Source organism: Streptomyces sp. MB09-02B (assembly GCF_033794485.1).
Lineage (GTDB): Bacteria > Actinomycetota > Actinomycetes > Streptomycetales > Streptomycetaceae > Streptomyces.
Genome location: NZ_JARGEE010000872.1, coordinates 1 through 1,286 on the forward strand (window position 1 = coordinate 1; position 1,286 = coordinate 1,286).

Annotated in this window: 1 protein-coding gene; it reads right to left on the reverse strand. The window is 75.3% G+C overall.

Annotation, left to right across the window (positions count from 1 at the left end; all coding sequences use genetic code 11):
* Positions 1 to 209: 209 nt before the first annotated feature.
* Positions 210 to 1,139 carry a LysR family transcriptional regulator gene (locus tag P1P70_RS44765; protein ID WP_319248260.1) on the reverse strand — a complete coding sequence of 310 codons (930 nt, stop codon included), beginning with the start codon at positions 1,137 to 1,139 and terminating at the stop codon, positions 210 to 212.
* Positions 1,140 to 1,286: the final 147 nt, after the last annotated feature.

A 1,286-nucleotide genomic window follows, 5' to 3' on the forward strand; every position in this document is an offset into this window, starting at 1 on the left:
TCCCAGGGGGTGCGGACGCCGGTGGCGGGTGGGGCGGTGACGGGCATGCCCACCATGTTGGCGGCCGTTCGCTCGGCGCTGCCACCGCATTTTCGTCGCCCCCGCCGCCCCTACCCGTCCGAAAAGCACGGGGCGCAGCCCCTGCTTTTCAGGGGCGCGGGGAACTGCGCGAGAAGCTCCACTCACCCGCACCCGACAACGCGGCCCCCTCAAACCGCCGGCGCCGCCCCCCGCGTCAGGCTCAACAGGTCCCGTGCCGGTCCCGTCGGGCGGTGGCCCGTCGGCCAGACCGCCCGTAGGGCGCGCCGTAGGCGTACGCCGGTCACCGGAACGCGGACCAGGCGGCGGGCGGAGAGTTCCTCGCCCAGGGCGAGTTCGCTGAGCACCGCCGGGCCGGCGCCGCTCAGCGCCGAGGACTTGACCGCCGTGGTGGAGGAGAGCTCGATGAGAGGCCGGGCCAGGCCGCCCAGGGCTGCTTCCAGGACCTGCCGCGTGCCCGAGCCCTTCTCCCGCAGGATCAGCGGCGTGGCGGCCAGCTCGGCCGCCTCCAGGGGCTTGCGGCGGCGTGCCCAGGGGTGGCTCGGCGCGGTCACCACGATCAGGTGGTCGTGGGCTATCACGGCCGCGTCCAGCCCGGCCGGAACGGTCGGCCCCTCGACGAACCCCAGATCGGCCTCGTCCGCGAGCAGCCGTTCCGCCACGACCGTCGAGTTGCCCGCGAGGAGGGAGACCGCCGTGTCGGGGCGCGCGGCGCGCAGCGCGATGAGCCAGCCGGGCAGCAGGTACTCGGCGATGGTCATGCTCGCGGCGACCCGGAGCCGGGAGTCACGCCGGTCCCGCAGCGCCTGCGCGCCCACGTCGAACGCCTCGGCCGCCTCCACGATCCGCCGGGCCCAGTCGGTGACGAGCGCCCCCGCGTCGGTGAGCCGGGACCCGCGCGGCGACCGGTCGACCAGCGCGACGCCCAGCTGTCGTTCCATCGAGCGGATGCGACTGCTCGCGGCGGGCTGGGTGATCCCCAGCTCCCGGGCCGCCCGCCCGAGCGAGCCCAGCCGGGCCACGGCCAGCAGCAGTTCGAGTGCCCCGAGATCCGGCACCCGATGGGCCAGCCCGCCCCGCTCCCCGTTCGTCTCGCTCATAACCCCAGCTTATGTCCCCATACAACCGGACTCCCTGGTGGGCCCCGGACGGCGGCGGGACGCTCGACGCATGGCCACCGCAGTCCGCCCGACCCGTCCGACCCGTCCGTCCACGCGCCACCCCCTCCCCCGTCCCCGTTCCCATTC

Excerpts from the sequence above, each read along its gene's own strand:
- P1P70_RS44765 (WP_319248260.1), bottom strand. The coding sequence starts at position 1,139 with ATGAGCGAGACGAACGGGGAGCGGGGCGGGCTGGCCCATCGGGTGCCG.